This is a genomic window from Streptomyces sp. NPDC032126 (assembly GCF_055580085.1).
Genome location: NZ_JBVIMA010000003.1, coordinates 504,138 through 523,289 on the forward strand (window position 1 = coordinate 504,138; position 19,152 = coordinate 523,289).

The 19,152-nt window shown below is 72.5% G+C and carries 18 protein-coding genes; 13 read left to right on the plus strand and 5 right to left on the minus strand.

Annotated features, from left to right (window positions below; translation table 11 throughout):
• Window positions 1-164: 164 nt before the first annotated feature.
• Window positions 165-578 carry a pyridoxamine 5'-phosphate oxidase family protein gene (locus ACZ5NW_RS15250; RefSeq protein ID WP_468744277.1) on the minus strand — a complete coding sequence of 138 codons (414 nt, stop codon included), beginning with the start codon at window positions 576-578 and terminating at the stop codon, window positions 165-167.
• Window positions 579-692: 114 nt separating this feature from the next.
• Between ACZ5NW_RS15250 and clpB the strand changes: the two genes are divergently transcribed.
• Together clpB and ACZ5NW_RS15260 are read left to right on the plus strand one after the other, a co-directional pair.
• Window positions 693-3,302 (plus strand): ATP-dependent chaperone ClpB, encoded by a 2,610-nt coding sequence (gene clpB / locus ACZ5NW_RS15255; RefSeq protein ID WP_468744278.1) that lies wholly within the window; start codon window positions 693-695, stop codon window positions 3,300-3,302.
• A gap of 150 nt (window positions 3,303-3,452) precedes the next feature.
• A complete protein-coding gene (locus ACZ5NW_RS15260; protein WP_468744279.1) occupies window positions 3,453-3,983 on the plus strand; it encodes a YbjN domain-containing protein in 531 nt (176 codons plus the stop codon).
• On the opposite strand, the gene ACZ5NW_RS15265 is transcribed toward ACZ5NW_RS15260, so the two are convergent.
• Both ACZ5NW_RS15265 and ACZ5NW_RS15270 read right to left on the minus strand, forming a co-directional pair.
• Entirely contained in the window at window positions 3,984-5,162 is a 1,179-nt protein-coding gene (locus ACZ5NW_RS15265; RefSeq protein WP_468744280.1) for a hypothetical protein, read from the minus strand.
• A gap of 157 nt (window positions 5,163-5,319) precedes the next feature.
• On the minus strand, window positions 5,320-6,510 hold the full coding sequence (locus tag ACZ5NW_RS15270) for a pyridoxal phosphate-dependent aminotransferase (RefSeq protein ID WP_468744281.1): 1,191 nt from the start codon (window positions 6,508-6,510) through the stop codon (window positions 5,320-5,322).
• A gap of 143 nt (window positions 6,511-6,653) precedes the next feature.
• On the opposite strand from ACZ5NW_RS15270, the gene ACZ5NW_RS15275 reads away from it, so the two are divergent.
• The 8 genes from ACZ5NW_RS15275 (at window position 6,654) to ACZ5NW_RS15310 (ending at window position 14,679) form a co-directional block, all read left to right on the plus strand.
• Window positions 6,654-6,998: a hypothetical protein gene (locus tag ACZ5NW_RS15275; RefSeq protein ID WP_468744282.1), complete on the plus strand. Its 345-nt coding sequence runs from the start codon at window positions 6,654-6,656 to the stop codon at window positions 6,996-6,998.
• Between the two features lie 398 nt (window positions 6,999-7,396).
• Window positions 7,397-7,933, plus strand: coding sequence for a DUF2617 family protein (locus ACZ5NW_RS15280; protein WP_468744283.1), 537 nt, complete (start codon window positions 7,397-7,399; stop codon window positions 7,931-7,933).
• Window positions 7,934-8,048: 115 nt separating this feature from the next.
• Complete coding sequence (locus ACZ5NW_RS15285) at window positions 8,049-9,680, plus strand: polyamine aminopropyltransferase (RefSeq protein WP_468744284.1); 1,632 nt, start codon at window positions 8,049-8,051, stop codon at window positions 9,678-9,680.
• Window positions 9,681-9,731: 51 nt separating this feature from the next.
• Window positions 9,732-10,520, plus strand: coding sequence for an SRPBCC family protein (locus ACZ5NW_RS15290; RefSeq protein WP_468744285.1), 789 nt, complete (start codon window positions 9,732-9,734; stop codon window positions 10,518-10,520).
• Window positions 10,521-10,604: 84 nt separating this feature from the next.
• Entirely contained in the window at window positions 10,605-11,393 is a 789-nt protein-coding gene (locus tag ACZ5NW_RS15295) for an aldose epimerase family protein (RefSeq protein ID WP_468744286.1), read from the plus strand.
• A gap of 10 nt (window positions 11,394-11,403) precedes the next feature.
• On the plus strand, window positions 11,404-11,952 hold the full coding sequence (pyrE, locus tag ACZ5NW_RS15300) for an orotate phosphoribosyltransferase (RefSeq protein WP_468744287.1): 549 nt from the start codon (window positions 11,404-11,406) through the stop codon (window positions 11,950-11,952).
• 174 nt (window positions 11,953-12,126) lie between these two features.
• Window positions 12,127-13,149 (plus strand): class II fructose-bisphosphate aldolase, encoded by a 1,023-nt coding sequence (gene fbaA / locus ACZ5NW_RS15305; RefSeq protein WP_468744288.1) that lies wholly within the window; start codon window positions 12,127-12,129, stop codon window positions 13,147-13,149.
• A gap of 60 nt (window positions 13,150-13,209) precedes the next feature.
• Window positions 13,210-14,679 carry an MFS transporter gene (locus ACZ5NW_RS15310; protein WP_468744289.1) on the plus strand — a complete coding sequence of 490 codons (1,470 nt, stop codon included), beginning with the start codon at window positions 13,210-13,212 and terminating at the stop codon, window positions 14,677-14,679.
• Window positions 14,680-14,770: 91 nt separating this feature from the next.
• Here the strand turns inward: ACZ5NW_RS15310 and ACZ5NW_RS15315 are convergent, their stop codons facing one another.
• Window positions 14,771-15,193 carry a DUF3151 domain-containing protein gene (locus tag ACZ5NW_RS15315; protein WP_468744290.1) on the minus strand — a complete coding sequence of 141 codons (423 nt, stop codon included), beginning with the start codon at window positions 15,191-15,193 and terminating at the stop codon, window positions 14,771-14,773.
• A 129-nt stretch (window positions 15,194-15,322) separates the two neighbouring features.
• Between ACZ5NW_RS15315 and ACZ5NW_RS15320 the strand changes: the two genes are divergently transcribed.
• The gene (locus ACZ5NW_RS15320; protein ID WP_468744291.1) at window positions 15,323-16,168 is read left to right on the plus strand and encodes a tryptophan 2,3-dioxygenase family protein; all 846 of its coding nucleotides are present in this window, start codon (window positions 15,323-15,325) and stop codon (window positions 16,166-16,168) included.
• Window positions 16,161-17,345, plus strand: a complete 1,185-nt coding sequence (gene kynU, locus ACZ5NW_RS15325) for a kynureninase (protein ID WP_468744292.1) — start codon at window positions 16,161-16,163, stop codon at window positions 17,343-17,345. The genes ACZ5NW_RS15320 and kynU overlap by 8 nt, the downstream gene beginning before the upstream one ends.
• Here kynU and ACZ5NW_RS15330 read toward each other — a convergent pair.
• On the minus strand, window positions 17,342-17,992 hold the full coding sequence (locus ACZ5NW_RS15330) for a TetR/AcrR family transcriptional regulator (protein ID WP_468744293.1): 651 nt from the start codon (window positions 17,990-17,992) through the stop codon (window positions 17,342-17,344). The two genes, kynU and ACZ5NW_RS15330, sit on opposite strands and share 4 nt — an antisense overlap.
• A 230-nt stretch (window positions 17,993-18,222) precedes the next feature.
• Here ACZ5NW_RS15330 and ACZ5NW_RS15335 point away from each other — a divergent pair, with 230 nt between their 5' ends.
• Window positions 18,223-19,098: an alpha/beta hydrolase gene (locus ACZ5NW_RS15335; RefSeq protein WP_468744294.1), complete on the plus strand. Its 876-nt coding sequence runs from the start codon at window positions 18,223-18,225 to the stop codon at window positions 19,096-19,098.
• Window positions 19,099-19,152: the final 54 nt, after the last annotated feature.

A 19,152-nucleotide genomic window follows, 5' to 3' on the forward strand; every position in this document is an offset into this window, starting at 1 on the left:
CCCTCCCCCCCCCCCCAAAAAAACCCCCCCCCCCCCCCCCCCCCCCACCCCCCCCCCCCCCCCCCCCCCCCCCCCCCCCCGCTGCAGTTTTGGGCCGTTTGTCCCGGCATCCGCCCTTACGGCCCCGGGGTCGCCGTGGCCGGAACGCGCCGGTGTGAATCAGGTCAACCCCGCCCCATTGCCCGTGTCAGGTTGATTTCGATCACCACACGTGCCGGGTTGGGGCTCGGTGTCCTCCCGTACCGCTCCGCGTAGCGCCGTTCCGCCTCCGCCACCCGCTCCGGATCCGTGCGGACGACCGCCCGGCCCTCCAGCGTGGCCCAGCGGCGCCCGTCCACCTGGCAGACCGCGACGCGCGCGCCGTCCGCGCCGGCCGCCAGGACGTTCCCCACCTTCGTGCTCGTCTTGTTGGCGATCACCCGAGCGAGCCGGTGCTCCGGGTCGTATGTCACTCCGACGGGCACGACATGCGGGCTGCCGTCCGGGCGGGGGGTGGTGAGCGTGCACAGGTGCCGCTCGCGCCAGAAGCTGAGATACGGCGCGTCGGGTGCGCCCGGATCCTGGGGGTACGTGGCCATGGAACCGGAATCTAACCCTCGATCCCTTCCGAGGCCGACCTTGAGCGGAATAGACTCAACTTTGTGTACGCTGATGGAGTCAGTACTGGGAGCTGACAGGAGGAGAAGCCGAACGTGGACGCCGAGCTGACCAACCGGAGCCGGGACGCGATCAACGCGGCCAGCCAACGGGCCGTGACCGAGGGGCACGCGGACCTCACCCCCGCGCACCTGCTCCTGGCGCTGCTCCAGGGCCAGGACAACGAGAACATCATCGACCTGCTGGCCGCCGTCGACGCCGACCAGGCCGCCGTCCGGGCCGGCGCGGAGAAGGTCCTCGGCTCGCTGCCCAGCGTGACCGGGGCCACGGTCGCGCCCCCGCAGCCCAACCGCGACCTGCTCGCCGTGATCGCCGACGCGCAGTCACGCGCACGTGAGCTCGGCGACGAATACCTCTCCACCGAACACCTCCTCATCGGAATCGCCGCCAAGGGCGGAGCGGCCGGCGAGGTGCTGGAGCGGCAGGGCGCCACGGCCGGCAAGCTGCTCGACGCGTTCCGCAAGGCGCGCGGCGGCCGCCGGGTGACCAACGCCGACCCGGAGGGCTCCTACAAGGCCCTGGAGAAGTTCGGCACCGACTTCACCGCCGCCGCCCGCGAGGGCAAGCTCGACCCGGTCATCGGACGCGACCAGGAGATCCGGCGGGTCGTCCAGGTGCTCTCCCGCCGTACGAAGAACAACCCCGTCCTCATCGGCGAGCCCGGCGTCGGCAAGACCGCCGTCGTCGAGGGGCTCGCCCAGCGCATCGTCAAGGGCGACGTGCCCGAGTCCCTCAAGAACAAGCGGCTGGTCGCGCTGGATCTCGGCGCGATGGTCGCGGGCGCCAAGTACCGGGGCGAGTTCGAGGAGCGGCTGAAGACGGTGCTCGCCGAGATCAAGGCGAGCGACGGCCAGATCATCACCTTCATCGACGAGCTGCACACCGTCGTCGGCGCGGGCGCGGGCGGGGACTCCGCGATGGACGCCGGCAACATGCTCAAGCCCATGCTCGCCCGCGGTGAGCTGCGCATGGTGGGCGCCACCACCCTCGACGAGTACCGCGAGCGCATCGAGAAGGACCCCGCGCTGGAGCGGCGCTTCCAGCAGGTGCTGGTCGCCGAGCCGAGCGTCGAGGACACCATCGCCATCCTGCGCGGACTCAAGGGTCGCTACGAGGCCCACCACAAGGTGCAGATCGCGGACAGCGCGCTGGTCGCCGCCGCCACCCTCTCCGACCGGTACATCACCTCCCGCTTCCTGCCCGACAAGGCCATCGACCTCGTCGACGAGGCGGCCTCCCGGCTGCGCATGGAGATCGACTCCTCGCCCGTCGAGATCGACGAACTCCAGCGCGCCGTCGACCGGTTGAAGATGGAGGAGCTGGCGATCGGCAAGGAGACCGACGCCGCCTCGCGCGAGCGCCTGGAGAAGCTGCGCCGCGACCTCGCCGACAAGGAGGAGGAGCTGCGCGGCCTCACCGCCCGCTGGGAGAAGGAGAAGCAGTCCCTCAACCGCGTCGGCGAGCTGAAGGAGAAGCTCGACGAACTGCGCGGCCAGGCCGAACGGGCCCAGCGCGACGGCGACTTCGACACCGCCTCCAAGCTGCTCTACGGCGAGATCCCCGCCCTGGAGCGGGACCTGGAGGCCGCCTCGGAGGCCGAAGAAGAGGCCGCGAAGGACACCATGGTCAAGGAGGAGGTCGGCTCCGACGACATCGCCGACGTCGTCGCCTCCTGGACCGGGATCCCCGCGGGCCGCCTGCTGGAGGGCGAGACGCAGAAGCTGCTGCGCATGGAGGACGAGCTGGGCCGGCGGCTCATCGGGCAGAGCGAGGCCGTGCGGGCCGTGTCGGACGCGGTACGCCGCTCCCGCGCCGGTGTCGCCGACCCCGACCGCCCGACCGGGTCCTTCCTCTTCCTCGGCCCGACCGGCGTCGGCAAGACCGAACTCGCCAAGGCCCTCGCCGACTTCCTCTTCGACGACGAGCGGGCCATGGTCCGCATCGACATGTCGGAGTACAGCGAGAAGCACAGCGTCGCCCGCCTGGTCGGCGCGCCTCCCGGGTACGTGGGGTACGAGGAGGGCGGCCAGCTGACGGAGGCGGTGCGCAGGCGGCCGTACTCCGTGGTGCTGCTGGACGAGGTGGAGAAGGCGCACGCCGAGGTCTTCGACATCCTGCTCCAGGTGCTGGACGACGGCCGCCTGACGGACGGTCAGGGCCGTACGGTCGACTTCCGCAACACGATCCTCGTCCTGACGTCCAACCTGGGCAGCCAGTATCTCGTCGACCCCCTCACCGGCGAGGAGGAGAAGCGGGAACAGGTGCTGGAGGTGGTCCGGCACCACTTCAAGCCGGAGTTCCTGAACCGGCTCGACGACCTGGTCGTCTTCTCGGCGCTGACCAGGGACGAGCTCGGCCGGATCGCCCAGCTCCAGATCGACCGGCTCGGCCGGCGGCTCGCCGAGCGCCGGCTCAGCCTGACGGTCACCCCCGAGGCGCTGGCCTGGCTGGCCGACAAGGGCAACGACCCGGCGTACGGTGCCCGCCCGCTGCGCCGCCTCGTGCAGACGGCCATCGGCGACCGGCTGGCCAAGGAGATCCTGGCCGGGGAGGTCAAGGACGGCGACACGGTCCGCGTCGACCGCTTCGGCGACGGGCTGATCGTGGGCGCGGCGACCAAGGAGGACACGGGAAAAACCCTCTGACCAGAACCCGGAAACGCGTCCGCCGCGGAATCCGGAAAAACGCTCTGAGCGGAATTCCGCCAACCGGAGGTGAACCCTCACGGGCGGGGGTTGCCACCCCCCGGCCCGGATGGGGGAGGATGGCGGAATCCGTACGAAGGGAAAACCACGGTGAGCATCGACCCGTCCTCGATTCCGAACTTCGGGGGCCAGCCCGAGCCGCAGCCCCAAGGACCGGCGGGCCCCGTCGTCCCCAATCAGGACCTCGTGAAGCAGCTCCTCGACCAGATGGAGTTGAAGTACGTCGTCGACGAGGAGGGAGACCTCGCGGCGCCGTGGGAGCAGTTCCGCACCTATTTCATGTTCCGCGGCGAAGCGGAGCAGGCGATCTTCTCGGTGCGGACGTTCTACGACCGGCCGCACCAGATCGACGAGAAGCCGCAGCTCCTGGAGTCCATCGACGACTGGAACCGCCGCACGCTGTGGCCCAAGGTGTACACCCACACCCACGACGACGGCACCGTCCGTCTGATCGGTGAGGCGCAGATGCAGATCGGCGCCGGGGTGAACATCGAGTTCTTCGTCTCCTCCACGGTCAGCTGGGTCCGCGCGGCCATCGAGTTCGACAAGTGGCTCGTGGAGCAGCTGGGCTTGGAGGAGGACGTCAACGACTCCGACAAGCCCGAGGAAGGCGACGCCTAGTCACAGCGGGGTGTCGGCGAAGGCCACCAGATAGGCCCCGTACACACTGGAGAGCCCGGCCAGGGCCGCGATCACCACGGTCGCGTGCACCGGCCGGGCTCTCGCCGTCCGTACGAGTGCCCTCGCGAGGGGCAGCAGCAGGGGGAACGCGGGCAGCAGAAAACGCGGCTTCGACTCGAAGAAGCCGGAGCCGCCGACGGCGATCAGCAGCAGGACGGCGGAGTAGAGCAGCAGGGGGAGCGGGGCGCGGTCGGCCAGCAGCAGGGCGTACAGCAGGACCGCCGCCGCGACGATCACCATCGTCAGGGGGAAGACGAGACGGTCGCCGTGCAGCAGGAGATGCCGCACGAAGCGCAGGGAGCCCGCGCCGAAGTCGAAACGGGAGCCCCACCGGCGCTGGACCCGGAAGTAGCCGTGCAGCGGGTCGCCCTCGCGGGCGCCGACCCACAGGACGTACGCCGTCCAGCCGAGCGGGGCCAGCGCCGCGCCCGTCCACAGCCTGTGGGAAACCCGGCCGCGCGCACGCCACAGGGCGGCCGCCGCGGCGCTCAGGACGGCGGCGGCGACCGCGAACCCGTTGGGCCGGGACAGGCCGGCCAGGGCGGCGAGGGACCCCGCCCACACCCAGTTCCCGCGCAGGACGGCGTAGAGGGACCAGGCGGCGAGGGCGGTGAGCAGGGGCTCGGTGTACGCCAGCGACAGGACGACCGAGTGCGGGAGCAGCGCCCACAGCAGCACCAGGGTGGTGGCCACGGCGTGGCCGTGCAGGTGGGCGCCGACCGCGTAGATCCCGCAGGCGGCCACCGCGGCCGCCGTCCAGGACACCAGGAGGCCCGCCGTGCCGCCGCCTACGGGGGCGAGGGTGGTCACGGTGCGGACGAGGGCGGGGTACAGCGGGAAGAAGGCGAGGTCGCTGTACGTGACTCCGGGGCCGGGGTGGAGGGTGCGGCCGTAGCCGTGGGCGGCGATGCCGAGGTACCAGACGGAGTCCCAGGAGTGGGCGAGCAGGCGCAGGGGGTGACGGCCGGTCGCCCAGGCGGTGAGGGCGAGGACCGTCAGGGAGGTGAGGCGGGCGCCGGTGAAGAGGGCGAGGGCGAGGAGGGGGCCGGAGAGGTGGCGGTGGGTGTGGGTGCGGGGGGTTGCGACTGCGGGTCGGGCGAGGGTGCTGGCGTGGGTCACATCCGCACGGTGACGTCCCCGTGCGGCGGGCGCGAGCCGAGAGGTCCAGGTGGGTGCACCGGACCACCCAAGGGGCTCCGCCCCCTGGACCCCCACCACCTATGCCCACCCACCACCCGACTCGGTGGGTGGGAATGTGCCGAAAAGCGCCTCCGCCTCAAGCCGCCAAGCTCTTCAAGCGGGCCGACGCCTCCTCCAGCACCTCCCGCTGCTTGCAGAACGCGAAGCGGACGAAGGGGGCGCCTGCTTCTCTGTGGTCGTAGAAGACCGCGTTCGGGATGGCCACCACGCCCGCTCGTTCCGGGAGGGAGCGGCAGAAGGCGAAGCCGTCGGTCTCGCCGAGGGGGCGGATGTCCGTCGTGATGAAGTACGTGCCGGACGGCACGAACACCTCGAAGCCGGCCTCCCCGAGCCCCGCCGCCAGCAGGTCCCGCTTGGCCAGCATGTCCGCGCGGAAGCCGTCGAAGTAGCTGTCCGGCAGCGCCAGCGCCTCCGCCACCGCGTACTGGAAGGGCCCCGACGCGACGTACGTCAGGAACTGCTTCGCCGAGCGCACCGCCGACACCAGCGGCGCCGGAGCCGTCACCCAGCCGACCTTCCAGCCGGTGAAGGAGAAGGTCTTGCCGGCGGAACCGATCGTCACCGTCCGCTCCCGCATCCCGGGCAGCGTCGCCAGCGGGATGTGCTCGGCCTCGTCGAACACCAGGTGCTCGTACACCTCGTCGGTCACCACCAGCAGATCCCGCTCCACCGCCAGCTCCGCGATCGCGGTCAGCTCCTCGCGGGTGAGGACGGTCCCCGTGGGATTGTGCGGGGTGTTGATCAGCAGCAGCCGGGTCCGCTCGGTGAGCGCGTCGCGCAGCTCGTCGAGGTCGAGGCGGAAGCGGCCGTCCGCGGGGCGCAGGGTCACCGGGACGCGGCGGGCGCCCGCCATCGCGATACAGGCCGCGTACGAGTCGTAGTAGGGCTCCAGGGCCACCACCTCGTCGTCCGGCTCCAGCAGCGCCAGCAGGGCCGCCGCGATCGCCTCCGTCGCGCCCGCGGTGACCAGCACCTCGGTGTCGGGGTCGCAGGACAGGCCGTAGCGCCGGAGCTGGTGCGCGGACACCGCGTGCCGCAGTTCGGGGACGCCCGGGCCCGGCGGGTACTGGTTTCCGCGCCCGTCGCGCAGCGCCCGCACCGCCGCCTCGCGGACCTCCTCGGGGCCGTCCGTGTCGGGGAAGCCCTGCCCCAGGTTGATGGAGCCGGTGCGCAGGGCCAGCGCCGACATCTCGGCGAAGATCGTCGTACCGAACTCGGCGAGCCGGCGGTTCAGGACGGGGCGGGTGCTGGAGGTCATGGCGGCCATCCTGCGGCCAAGCTCTGGACTTCCTCAAGTGTGCTTTCGCCCGGAAGACGGCGGGGCATCTCCCTCGCACGCACCGAGCGAGGGCACGAGGCCCTGAGCCCACGGGGGGCCGCTTCGGGGGAATTCGGAAGGAGGGTGACGCCATGTCCATGACCGTCGGCATCATCCTGCTCGTGTTGTTCGCGGCACTGGTCGGCATGGCCCTGCTGGGCCGTATGCGCCAGGAGAAGGCCGCCCGGGGGTACGGCCGCGGACGGCCCGCGCGGTCGTCCGGCGGCCGCGGGAGCGACAACGGCAGCGGCGGCAGCGACAGCAACAACAGCTGGTGGGCCGGCTGGTTGGGGGACGGGGGATCCTCGGACGGCGGTGGTCACCACGGCGGCCACTCCGGCGGCCATTCCGGGGGACACCACTCCTGCGGCGGCGGGCACTCCTGCGGGGGCGGTTCGTCCTGCGGCGGGGGCGGCGGATGCGGCGGAGGCACCTGAGCCGCACGCATGCCGTAGCGAGGAGGCGGCGCAGGCGGCTGAGCCGCACGCACGCCGTATTGAAGGCCCGGCGCCCGTCGCGTACCGCTCGCGGCGGGCGCCGCGCACGCCCGCGCGCGTCGGGGCCGCACGGCGTACGCCGTAGTTGAACAGTTGAGCTGGGGAGCCCTCTGAGGGATGGAAACCCTACGAAGTTGGGTAAAAACGCTGTGGCGGCGCCACCGTTCATGATTCCCTCTAAATCACCAACGCAGCCCCTCGGATTCCAGGGATTCCACGGACGTCCCGCGGCGGACGCCCTCCCCGGACCGGGCTGACCGGGGGCCGAACACCCGGTGCCGACCGGGGTGCGCCGGACCTACCCCACTCTTCTCTTTGAGTGCTTGCGGAGCCGATCCATGCTCACGACCCTGACCACCTCCTACACCGATACGCGGGCAGCCGACCTCGCCTGGGCGCTGGGGCGCGAACCGCTCCCCGCCCTGGCCACGCTCGACCTCGAACTGTCCGGCGCAAAGGTGCAGTTGAGGCTGCTCGGCGCGTCCCATCAGGTGCTGCTGGAGGAGGAGCGGGGCGTCTGTTCGGAGACCGTCGCCTGCATCGCCGGCAGCAGTACCCCGCTCCCGCTCGGCGTCGCCAAACGGATGGGCGACTGGGAGTACGAGTTCGCCGCGCGCGTCGAGGTGCTCTCCCCCAACTCCTTCGCGGGCCGCGCCCAGGAGCTGCTCGCCCTGGTCTCCGACCATCCCCACGGCCTCGCGGGCGTCTTCCCGGGCAGCCCGCACGCGTTCACCGCGCTGCTGGTGCAGCGTCAGGGCGGCCAGGTGCACTGGCGGACCTGGCACGCCTACCCGCAGGACGGGCAGTTGGTGGCGACGAGGACGAAGGTCGGCGTGCGGGTTCCGGTCGCGGAACTGCGCCCGTCCGCCGTGTGAGGCGGCCGCCACGTACCGCGTCGACGCCCACACAAACATCCGGTGCCTCATCAGCACGCAGGATCACACGTGTGGGTGACAAAGCGTTGCGCACCCGTGACGTAACGTCGCAGTCGTGATCGAACAGCACGCGCCCGCCCCACCCGGTGCCCCGCCCCCCTGGCGAGGCCCGGCACGGCTGCCCGTCCGGCCGGGCACGGGGCGGTTCCTGGTCCTCGTGTGCGTCTTCGTCTGCGCCGCCTGCGGTCTGGTCTACGAGCTCGAACTGGTCGCCCTCGCCTCCTATCTGATGGGCGATTCGGTCACCCAGGCGTCCGTCGTGCTGTCGGTGATGGTCTTCGCGATGGGCGTCGGCTCGCTCGCCGCCAAACGGCTGCGCCGGTTCGCCGCGGCCGGCTTCGGCGCGATCGAGACGGTCCTCGCCCTCGTCGGCGGCTGCGGCGCGATGGCGCTGTACGCGGTGTTCGCCTGGACGGGCGCCTGGGGCGGCCTGTGGTCGTACGGGCCGCGCCTGCTGCTCGTCGCCATCTCCCTCGCCATCGGCCTGCTCATCGGCGCCGAGGTCCCGCTGCTGATGGAGCTCATCCAGCGCATCCGCCGCCAGGACGCGGGCGGCGCGGTGGCCGACCTGTTCGCCGCGGACTACGTCGGCGCGCTCGTCGGCGGCCTGGCCTTCCCCTTCCTCCTGCTGCCCTTCCTCGGCCAGCTGACCAGCTCGCTGCTGACCGGCACCGTCAATGTGATCGCCGGCGGCGCGCTCGTCCTCGGCCTGTTCCGCCGCGACCTCACCGGCCGGGGCCGCGCGCTGCTCGTCGTCGCCAACCTCCTCACGCTCGGCGTGCTGGCCTCCGCCGCCGTCCTCGTCGACGACTTCGAACGGGCCGCGCGACAGGCGGTCTACGGCGCCGACGTGCGGGTCGCGCTGCAGAGCCCCGTGCAGGAGATCGTCCTCACCGGCGGCACCGACGGCCGGCCCCTCGGCCTCTACCTCGACGGCCGCCTGCGCGTCGGCGGCCAGGACGAACTGCGGTACCACCAGGCCCTCGTGCACCCCGCGATGCGCGGCCCCCACGCGCGCGTGCTCATCCTCGGCGGCGGCGACGGCCTCGCCGCCCGGGAGGTCCTCGCCTACCGGGACGTGCGGCGCGTGGACATCGTGGAGCTCGACCCGGACGTGGTCCGGCTGGCCCGCACCGACCCCGCCCTCTCCCGCCTCAACGGCCGCGCCTACGACGACCGGCGCGTCCATGTGACGATCGCCGACGCGTTCCGCCGGCTGCGGACGACGCCGGCGGGGTCGTACGACGTCGTCGTCGCGGACCTGCCCGACCCCGGGATCACCGCGAGCACCAAGCTGTACTCCGAGGAGTTCTACGGCCTCGCCCGGCGCGCGCTCGCCCCCGGGGGCCGGCTCGTCGTGCACGCGGGTCCGATGGCGACGCGGCCCAAAGCCTTCTGGACGGTGGAGGCGACGATACGGGCGGCCGGCCTGCACACCACGCCCTACCGGGTGAGCGGCCACGACACGGCGTTCGCCGCCGGACCCGACCGTACGGCGGGGGCGTCGCGGGCGCCGAAGGACTGGGGCTTCGTCCTGGCGGGCGCGGAATCGAGACCGCCACTGCGGCTGGGCCGGGCGCTCAGCACCCTCACGCAGGCCCAGTTGACGGCGGACGGGGCCGGCGCGGAGGCGGTGCGGCCGGTCAAGGGGGTCCGGGTGTCGACGCTGGTGCACCCGAGGTATTGAGAGGTGAGCGCGCGGGTGCTTTTCGTGGCCCGCTGGGTAGGCTCCGTCGACATGGAGCTAGAGGTGTTCGTACCGGTCCCGGCCGACCGGCTGAGGGCCGCACTCGACGATCCCGCCCGGGTGGCCCGTGCGGTGCCCGGGCTCCAACGGGACGCCGGCGCACGGGCGCCGCTCGCCGGGCGCCTGAAGGTGCGGATCGGGGGCCACACGATCACCTACCGGGGCGAACTACGGCTCACCGCGCAGGACGACGGCACGTACGGGGTGGAGGGCGACGCCACGGAGGCGCGGGGCAGCGGGTCCGTGAAGCTCGCCCTGACCCTGCGGGTGACGGAGGCCGAAGACGGCTCCCGGCTCACGGTCTCGGGCACGGCGACAGCGGACGGCCGCATCGCGGAACTGCCCCCGGAGACCGTGCGATCGACGATGACCCGCCTGCTGAACCGCTTCGGGGAGGGGCTGGGGGAGTCGGGGGAGACGGGGGAGCCGGAGGAGGTCGGTGGGCCCGACGGCGGGGACGGGGAAGGTGTGTCCGAGGTGAGCGAGGAGAGGGGGGCGGTGTTCGAGGCGGAGGTGCCGGCGCCCTCGCTCGATCCGTTGGAGGACGACGACTTCACGGCCTCGGGCGAACCGCCCGCGGAGGCCGCGCACGCCCGCCGGACGATGATCGGCCGGAGCGCGGAGGAGGTCGACCACGCACCCCCGAGGGGCCGCTACGCCCCCGTCCCGGCCCCGCAGACCATCGCCCCGAACAGCACCCTGCGCTGGGCGGCCCCGGCGGCGGCGCTGGTGGTGGCGTCGGTGATCGTGGTGGGCCGGGCCCTGCGCAGACGCCGTTAGGGCCGGACCGGCGGATCAGGTCGGCTCCGGGCGTCGGGCCCTGGCCGGTGTCCGCCCCTTGATCGGCCCAGTAGATTCAATCCCGTGAGCTACGAGGACATCACGTTGGCCGCGGGTGACGCGGAAGTGGTCGTGCAGCCCGGGAACGGCGGGCGGGTCGGTGGGCTGCGGGTCGATGGGGTCGAGCTGCTGCGGCAGGGGGAGCGCTTCGGCTGCTTCCCGATGGTGCCCTGGTGCGGGCGGATCCGGGACGGACGGTTCCGGGACGGGGCCGTCGTGCACCAGATGCCGCTCAACGCCGCGCCGCACGCCATCCACGGCACCGTCCGCGACGGCGCCTGGAGGGTGGCCCGCCACACCGCCGACGAGGCCGTCATGACGTACGACCTGGTCGAGCCGTGGCCCTACTCCGGCCGGGTCACCCAGGCGATCGCGCTGAGCGAGCAGAGCCTCACCCTGACCATGGCCATCGAGACGTACGACTCCTCCTTCCCGGCGCAGATCGGCTGGCACCCCTGGTTCAACCGCACCCTCGGCGGCCAGGACGTGACGCTCGACTTCGCGCCCGCCTGGCAGGAGGAGCGCGGCGACGACCACCTCCCCACCGGGAACCGGATCGATCCGAAGCCGGGCCCCTGGGACGACTGCTTCGGCATGCCCGGCGGCGTCGACGTCACCCTCACCTGGCCCGGAGCGCTGGAGCTGAAGGTGACCAGCCCCGAGGAGTGGGTCGTCGTGTACGACGAGCAGGAGGCGGCCGTGTGCGTGGAGCCGCAGACCGGCCCGCCGGACGGGCTGAACACCGCTCCCCGGCTGGTCACGCCCCTGGAACCGCTGGAGGCCACCACGACCTGGAGCTGGCGCCGCCTTTAAGCTGGGCGGCATGACGGACGTACGTGGCGCACTGCTGCAGCAGATCAAGGACAAGGCCGTGGTGCACGGCAAGGTGACCCTCTCCTCGGGTCTGGAGGCCGACTACTACGTCGACCTGCGCCGCATCACCCTGGACGGCGAGGCCGCGCCCCTGGTCGGGCAGGTGCTGCTCGATCTGACGGCCGACCTGGACTTCGACGCCGTCGGCGGCCTCACCATGGGCGCCGACCCCGTCGCCGCCGCGATGCTGCACGCGGCCGCCGCCCGCGGCAAGCGGCTGGACGCCTTCGTCGTCCGCAAGGCGGCCAAGGCGCATGGGCTGCAGCGGCGGGTCGAGGGCCCCGAGATCAGCGGCCGCCGCGTGCTGGTCGTCGAGGACACGTCCACCACCGGCGGGTCTCCGCTGGCCGCCGTCGAGGCCGTGCGGGAGGCCGGTGCCGAGGTCGTCGCGGTCGCCACGATCGTGGACCGGGCGACCGGTGCCGCCGAGAAGATCCAGGAAGGGGCCGGTGTGCCCTATCTGTTCGCCTTCTCGAAGGATGAACTGGGTCTGGACTGACGGCCCCGGGTGCCCTGAACTGGTCGGCGGACTTTTCGGCGCGTGGACCATCCGCGCATGTCTGGAAAGATGGGGACGACGATGAGGTCGCACCCAAGGTCTAGGTCAGGGCCGTAAGAACAACGCAGTAGCAGCTGCCTGCTACGTCAACCCGCACACCCAAGGAGCGGACAGATGCCCATCGCAACCCCCGAGGTCTACAACGAGATGCTCGACCGGGCGAAGGCAGGCAAGTTCGCCTACCCGGCCATCAACGTCACCTCGACCCAGACCCTGCACGCGGCGCTGCGCGGCTTCGCCGAGGCGGAGAGCGACGGCATCATCCAGATCTCGACGGGTGGCGCCGAGTTCCTGGGCGGTCAGTACAGCAAGGACATGGTGACGGGCGCGGTCGCCCTCGCCGAGTTCGCGCACATCGTCGCCGAGAAGTACCCGGTCACCGTCGCGCTGCACACCGACCACTGTCCGAAGGACAAGCTCGACGGGTACGTACGTCCGCTGCTCGCGATCTCCGAGGAGCGGGTGAAGGCCGGCCGCAACCCGCTCTTCCAGTCGCACATGTGGGACGGCTCCGCCGAGACCCTCGCCGACAACCTGGAGATCGCGCAGGAGCTGCTGGCCCGCGCCGCCGCCGCGAAGATCATCCTTGAGGTGGAGATCACCCCGACCGGCGGCGAGGAGGACGGCGTCTCGCACGAGATCAACGACTCCCTCTACACCACGGTCGACGACGCGATCCGCACGGTGGAGGCGCTGGGCCTGGGCGAGAAGGGCCGCTACCTGCTCGCCGCGTCCTTCGGCAACGTCCACGGCGTGTACAAGCCGGGCAACGTCGTGCTCCGCCCCGAGCTGCTGAAGGAGCTGAACGACGGCGTGGCCGCGAAGTACGGCAAGCAGTCGCCGTTCGACTTCGTCTTCCACGGCGGCTCCGGCTCCACCGAGCAGGAGATCGCGACCGCGCTGGAGAACGGCGTGGTCAAGATGAACATCGACACGGACACGCAGTACGCCTTCACGCGTCCCGTCGCCGACCACATGTTCCGCAACTACGACGGCGTCCTGAAGGTCGACGGCGAGGTCGGCAACAAGAAGACCTACGACCCGCGCACCTGGGGCAAGCTGGCCGAGGCGAGCATGGCCGCGCGCGTCGTCGAGGCCACGCGCAACCTGCGTTCGGCGGGCACGAAGATCAAGTAAGACCCCGCGTCTCCAGCGAGCCCGGTGCCACGGCGCCGGGCTCGCTGTATACCTGGGGGCATGCCGAACGTGCGGCTCGCCGACTCCCAGGGCAAGTGGATCCTGTTCACGACCGTCCTGGGCTCCACGATGGCTCTGCTGGACTCGACGGTCGTCAATGTCGCGCTGCCGAGGATCGGCCGCGACCTCGGCGCCGACCTCGCGGCCCTGCAGTGGACGGTCAACGCGTACATGCTGACGCTGGCCGGGCTGATCCTGCTGGGCGGTTCGCTGGGCGACCGCTACGGCCGGCGGAAGATCTTCGTGCTGGGCGTGGCGTGGTTCGCGGTGGCCTCGCTGCTGTGCGGGCTGGCGCCGAACGCCGGCGTGCTGATCGCCGCGCGGGCCCTCCAGGGGGTCGGCGGCGCGCTGCTCACACCGGGATCGCTGGCCCTGATCCAGGCGTCCTTCCACCCCGACGACCGGGGCCGGGCGGTCGGCCTGTGGTCCGGTTTCGGGGGCGTGGGGGCGGCCGTGGGGCCGTTCGTGGGCGGCTGGCTGGTGGACGGGCCGGGCTGGCGGTGGGTGTTCCTGCTGAACGTGCCGCTGGCGCTGGTGTGCGTGCCGGTCGCGCTGCGGCACGTGCCCGAGTCGGGGGACGGACGCAAGCACGGCCGCTTCGACGTGCTCGGCGCGACGCTGGGCGCCCTCGCGCTCGCCCTGGTGACGTACGCGCTGATCGAGGCGCGTGGCGGGTCGCCGCTGGTCGTGGTGGCGGCGGTCGCGGGGCTGGCCTGCGGGGTCGCCTTCGTGCTGGTGGAGCGGCGGCGGCCGGACCCGATGATGCCGCCGGCGATCTTCGCCTCCCGTCAGTTCACCGCGGTGAACCTGGTGACGCTGTGCGTGTACGCGGCCTTCGGCGGCTTCTTCTTCCTCACGGCGGTGCAGCTTCAGGTGGTGGCCGGCTATTCGGCGCTCGGCGCGGGAACGGCCCTCCTCCCGACGACCGTGCTCATGCTGCTGCTGTCCGCGCGCTCCGGCGAGCTGGGGGAGCGGATCGGGCCGAGGATCCCGCTGACGGTGGGCCCGCTGCTGTGCGCGGCCGGCATGCTGCTCATGCTGCGGGTGGGCCCGGACGCCTCGTACGCCGCCGATGTGCTGCCGGCGGTGCTGGTGCTGGGGCTCGGCATGGTGACCCTGGTGGCCCCGCTGACGGCGACGGTGCTGGCCTCGGTGGACGTGGCCCGCGCGGGCCTGGCCAGCGGCATCAACAACGCGGCGGCGAGGGCGGCGGGCCTGGTGGCGGTGGCGGCCCTGCCCCTGGTGACGGGGATGGGCCCGGAGGCGTACCGCACCCCGTCGGCGTTCGACGAGGCCTTCGGCCGGGCGATGGTGGTGTGCGCGGGGGTGCTGATCCTGGGCTCGGCGGTGGCTTTCACAACGGTCCGCCGCCCACCCCCGGACTGCAAACGCCCAGAATGCCGCACACACGGCTCGGTCACGGCGCCCCCTTTGGAGGGAGCACCCCGGCCAGGCGTCCTAGAGGCGTGACTGGTCCCACCCTGAAAGGGGCGCGGGGCTGTATCGATATGCGGCTCCGCCGCGTGAGCGCGACCAGCCCCCCGCACCCGCAGCCGCCCGACTACCGCCCGAGCAACTCCTCGTAGGCGGCCTGATCACTGTCCTTCAAGAACTGCGCACACCGCTCAGCCTCCTCGGTCTCCCCGATGGAGTCAGCGGCCCGCGCCAACGCGGCGAGGCACCGCAGGAACCCCTGATTGGCCCGATGACTGAACGGCACCGGCCCATGCCCCTTCCACCCGTTCCGCCGCAGAGCGTCCAGCCCCCGGTGATAGCCCGTGCGCGCATACGCGTACGACTCGATCACCCGCCCCCCGGCGAACGCCTCCTCCGCCAGCAGCCCCCAGGCCAGCGAGAAGGTCGGATGCTTCGCGGCGACCTCGGCGGGCGGCAGGGACTCCTCGTCCAGCAGCCGGTAGGCCTCCGTGTCCTCGGGCAGATACGTGGGGTCGGGTCCGCCGAGCAGATTCGTGTGGGTCGTCATGGCTGAAGTGTGCCAGGACAGAGCTTGCGGGGGACGGGCGTGATTGCGGAGGATGCGGGTGGGGACCGGGGCCCCCGTGCCGGAATCGGCAGGGGCGGACCGCTACCCGGAGTAACACAGGAGACAGCGATGTCCCACCAGGCTCAGCCCCACGAGGCTTCGGAGCCCGAGACCCCGCATCTCGACTTCGCCGGTACGACGCCGTACGAGGACTACGTCAAGGCGGACGTGCTCACCCACCTCCAGCACACCCTCTCCGACGATCCCGGAGAGATGGTCTTCCTGGTCACGACCCAGGTGATGGAGCTGTGGTTCACGGTCATCGTCCACGAGTGGGAGACCGCGGCGCACGCGCTGCGCAAGGATGACATATCCACGGCGATCGCCGCGCTGAAGCGTTCCGTCCGGGAACTGGAGGCGCTGAACGCCTCCTGGAAGCCGCTCGGCCAGCTCACCCCGGCCCAGTTCAACGCGTACCGCAGCGCGCTGGGCGAGGGCTCCGGCTTCCAGTCGGCCATGTACCGGCGGATGGAGTTCCTGCTCGGCGAGAAGTCCGCGTCGATGCTCGTACCGCACCGCGGCGCGCCCCGGGTGCACGCGGAGCTGGAGAAGGCCCTGGAGGAGCCGAGCCTCTACGACGAGGTCGTCCGGCTGCTCGCGCGGCGCGGCCACGCGATCCCCGACGCGGTCCTGCGGCGGGACGTCTCGCGCCGCTACGAGCCGTCGCCCGAGGTCGAGGCGGCCTGGACGGCGGTCTACGCGGGCGACGAGTCCGACGAACTGGCCCGGCTGGGCGAGGCGTTGACGGACGTGGCGGAACTGGTGTGGCGCTGGCGCAACGACCACCTGGTCGCCACGCGGCGCGCGATGGGTGCGAAGGCCGGCACCGGTGGCTCGGCGGGCGTGGCGTGGCTGGAGAAGCGCGCGCAGAAGAACGTCTTCCCCGAGCTGTGGACGGCGAGGTCCCATGTCTGAGCTGCTGCTGCGCGCGGAGAAGCTGGACGGGGCGGACGAACTGGCCGCCAAGCGCGCGGAGTTCGTGCTCGACGAGGTGGTGTACCTGGACGGCAACTCCCTGGGCGCGCTGCCCGCGGGCGTGCCGGGCCGGGTGGAGGACGTCGTCCGCCGGCAGTGGGGCGAGATGCGCATCCGGTCCTGGGACGAGAGCGGCTGGTGGACCGCGCCCGAGCGGATCGGCGATCGCATCGCCCCGCTGGTGGGCGCGGCGGCGGGGCAGATCGTCGTGGGCGACTCGACAAGTGTCAATGTCTTCAAGGCACTTGTGGCGGCGGTCCGGATGGCGGGCGAGGAGCGCGACGAGATCCTCGTCGACGCGACGACGTTCCCCACCGACGGCTACATCGCCGAGTCGGCGGCCCGGATGACCGGCCGCACCCTGCGCGCGGTGACGCCCTCGCAGGTGCCCGGGGCGCTGAGCGACCGTACGGCGGCGGTGCTGCTGAACCACGTCGACTACCGCTCCGGCCGCCTGCACGACCTGCCGTCGCTCACGGCCGCGATCCACGCGTCGGGCGCGCTCGCGATCTGGGACCTGTGCCACAGCGCGGGCGCGCTGCCGGTCGGCCTGGACGAGCACGGCGTGGACCTGGCGGTCGGCTGCACGTACAAGTATCTGAACGGCGGACCGGGTTCACCGGCCTATCTGTATGTGCGCGGCGATCTCCAGGCGGACTTCGACTCCCCGCTGCCCGGCTGGAACTCCCACGCCGAACCCTTCGGCATGCACCCGGCGTACGCTCCGGCGTCCGGTGCGCCGCGCGGGCGGGTGGGCACCCCGGACATCCTCTCGATGCTGGCGCTGGAAGCGGCGCTGGACGTCTGGGACGGCGTCTCCATCGAGGCGGTCCGGCGCAAGTCCCTGGCGCTGACCGACTTCTTCCTGGAGTGCGTGGCGCAGTACGTCCCGCCCGCGCGCGTGGAGTCCCTGACGCCGGCCGCGCACGCCGAGCGGGGCAGCCAGGTCGCGCTGCGGTGCGACGACGCCGGCACGGTCATGCGGCGGCTCATCGACCGGGGCGTCGTGGGCGACTTCCGCCGACCGGACGTCCTCCGCTTCGGCTTCACCCCGCTGTACGTGGGCTTCGCGGATGTGGAGCGGGCGGCGCGGGTGCTGGGCGAGGTCGTTCGTTAGCGCCGCTCGCCGGGGGTGCCGGCCTGGCGGTACACCCCCGCCACCGCCGCCGCGTGGGCCGCGCGGGCGGCTCGTTCGGCGGTGGCGGGGGCCGGTGCCGCTCCGGTGGACAGGGCCTCGTCGTACAGGGGCGCCGCCACCGCCCGTACGACCGCCGACGCGTCCGTGCCGGGCGGCAACTCCCCGCGCCGCACGGCCTGTTCGACGTATGGGGCCCACTCGCTCACGCGGGTCTCGCGCAGCCGCCGCAGCGCGCCGGCCGTCCGCTCGTCGTGGGCGGCCGCCGCGATCGCGGCCCGGAGCAGGGCGCTGTGGCGGGGATCGGCCAACTCGCCCCGCACCTGCGCCGCGAGGGCCCGCAGATCGCCCAGGACGGAACCGCTCCCCCGGCCGTTCTCCCTGCGGCGCGGCGGCTGTTCGGCGAGGTCCGCGAGCAGGTCCGTGAGCAGGTCGGCGACCAGGCCCGGGACCGAGCCCCAGCGGCGGTACACCGTGGTCTTGCCGACCTCCGCCCGCCGGGCGACCTCGGCGAGATCGAGGCGGTGCAGGCCCTCCTGGGCGAGGACGTCACCGGCCACCCGCAGCACGGCCGCACGGACACGCGCGGTACGCCCTCCGGGACGCACCGTGCCGGGGTCGGCGGACATAACGGCCTCCTTGGTGCACGTGCGGCACGCGCGCGGGGCGCCGGCAGGTAACACAGTGACGCACCCGTTCAGCGTAACGAAACTGCAGAACCGTTTAACCCTCACCGAGCGTGACATCCCCGTGTCCGCGCACGTCACGGGCCTGGTACCGTCCCCGCAAACGGCCGAATTCCCACCGGTTCCGTTCCCCCTGGTCCGCCAATCCCATTTCGCCGCTGAGAGGTTGGAGCATGCCGGACGACGCCGCCGCAGCCCGGGCCGCCGCCGAGGAGCAGTCGGCCTTCTCGCACCCGCCCGTCGACCCGGACGCCACCGCCGCCTACGGCGACCACCCCGACCAGGTCATCGACTTCTACGCCCCGCGCACGGAGATGATCCCCGGCTCCCCCGCCCCGCTCGTCGCCGTCCTGCACGGGGGCGCCTGGCGGGCACCGTACGACCGGCGGCATGTCACCCCGTTCGCGGACTACCTGGCGCGGCGCGGTTTCGCGGTGGCCAATGTCGAGTACCGGCGGGGCGGCGGGAGTTCCGGCGGTGCGCCGGTCGCGGGCCGCTGGCCGGAGACCTTCGACGACGTCGCCGCCGCGCTGGACGCGCTGCCCGCGCTCGTACGGGAGGCCCTTCCGCAGGCGGACGCCCGCCGCACGGTCCTCACCGGGCACTCCGCCGGCGGCCACCTCGCCCTGTGGGCCGCCGCACGGCACGTCCTGCCCGCAGACGCCCCGTGGCGCACGGGCGGCCCGGCCCCGCTGCGCGGCGTGGTCGCGCTCGCCCCGATCGCCGACTTCGCGGTCGCGGAGAAGCTGGACGTCTGCGGGGGCGCATCCCTGCAACTCCTCGGCGGCGAGGACCATTTCGCCGAGCGCCGACCGTACGCCGACCCGGCACTGCTGCTGCCGACCGGCATCGCGACGACTCTCGTCCAGGGCCGCACGGACGACGTGGTCCCGCAGGCCGTGGCGGAGGCGTACGCGGACGCGGCGGCCAAGGCCGGGGAGGTGGTGGGCCTGACCCTGCTGGAGGACGTCGGCCACTTCCCGCTGATCGACCCGGCGGCGGACGCGTGCGCGGTGGTGGCGGAGGAACTCGCCCAACTGGCGTGGTGAGCCCGGGGGCGCGTAGTACTTGAGAGGGACGCCCAGGAACCCCTCTCACTGGTG

Bases quoted from the DNA above. Each gene is read 5' to 3' on its own strand.
- ACZ5NW_RS15270 (WP_468744281.1), bottom strand. From the start codon at position 6,510: ATGGCCGCCATGACCTCCAGCACCCGCCCCGTCCTGAACCGCCGGCTC.
- ACZ5NW_RS15335 (WP_468744294.1), top strand. From the start codon at position 18,223: ATGCCGGACGACGCCGCCGCAGCCCGGGCCGCCGCCGAGGAGCAGTCG.
- ACZ5NW_RS15280 (WP_468744283.1), top strand. From the start codon at position 7,397: ATGCTCACGACCCTGACCACCTCCTACACCGATACGCGGGCAGCCGAC.
- ACZ5NW_RS15330 (WP_468744293.1), bottom strand. From the start codon at position 17,992: ATGTCCGCCGACCCCGGCACGGTGCGTCCCGGAGGGCGTACCGCGCGT.
- kynU (WP_468744292.1), top strand. From the start codon at position 16,161: ATGTCTGAGCTGCTGCTGCGCGCGGAGAAGCTGGACGGGGCGGACGAA.
- ACZ5NW_RS15275 (WP_468744282.1), top strand. From the start codon at position 6,654: ATGTCCATGACCGTCGGCATCATCCTGCTCGTGTTGTTCGCGGCACTG.
- ACZ5NW_RS15250 (WP_468744277.1), bottom strand. From the start codon at position 578: ATGGCCACGTACCCCCAGGATCCGGGCGCACCCGACGCGCCGTATCTC.
- ACZ5NW_RS15290 (WP_468744285.1), top strand. From the start codon at position 9,732: ATGGAGCTAGAGGTGTTCGTACCGGTCCCGGCCGACCGGCTGAGGGCC.
- ACZ5NW_RS15320 (WP_468744291.1), top strand. From the start codon at position 15,323: ATGTCCCACCAGGCTCAGCCCCACGAGGCTTCGGAGCCCGAGACCCCG.
- fbaA (WP_468744288.1), top strand. From the start codon at position 12,127: ATGCCCATCGCAACCCCCGAGGTCTACAACGAGATGCTCGACCGGGCG.
- ACZ5NW_RS15315 (WP_468744290.1), bottom strand. From the start codon at position 15,193: ATGACGACCCACACGAATCTGCTCGGCGGACCCGACCCCACGTATCTG.
- pyrE (WP_468744287.1), top strand. From the start codon at position 11,404: ATGACGGACGTACGTGGCGCACTGCTGCAGCAGATCAAGGACAAGGCC.
- ACZ5NW_RS15310 (WP_468744289.1), top strand. From the start codon at position 13,210: ATGCCGAACGTGCGGCTCGCCGACTCCCAGGGCAAGTGGATCCTGTTC.